The organism is Tritonibacter sp. SIMBA_163, from assembly GCF_046535935.1.
GTDB lineage: Bacteria > Pseudomonadota > Alphaproteobacteria > Rhodobacterales > Rhodobacteraceae > Epibacterium > Epibacterium scottomollicae.
The window spans coordinates 1-277 of sequence record NZ_JAWJBP010000359.1 but is presented as its reverse complement, the minus strand read 5'-3'; the positions used below and the strand labels follow the sequence as shown (position 1 = coordinate 277).

1 protein-coding gene is annotated in these 277 nt (G+C 34.3%); it reads left to right on the top strand.

All coding sequences use genetic code 11. The annotated features are described in order from the left end of the window. Positions 1 to 255, top strand: a 255-nt coding sequence (locus R0J92_RS22715) for an HNH endonuclease signature motif containing protein (RefSeq protein WP_411053328.1), incomplete at its 5' end; no start/stop codon positions are given. Between the last annotated feature and the right edge of the window lie 22 nt (positions 256 to 277).

The following is a 277-nucleotide window of genomic DNA, read 5'->3' as shown; positions in this document are numbered from 1 at the left end:
CGATGGAAACATAAACATAAGGTGATTTGGGAAGAAGAAAACGGACCAATCTCAAGTGGCCATTGTTTAATATTTTTAGACGGGAACAAGCTCAATGTAAAACTAGACAATTTGCAACTCATCACTAGACAGCAATTAGCAAGGTTAAACCAAAATAAGTTAATTGCTAATGATCCTGAAATCACTAAAACAGGCATAGTGATGGCAGCTATATATTCTAAAATTGGCGAATTAAAAAGGGAGAGTAAACAATGAAGAAACTACTAATCACACTAAC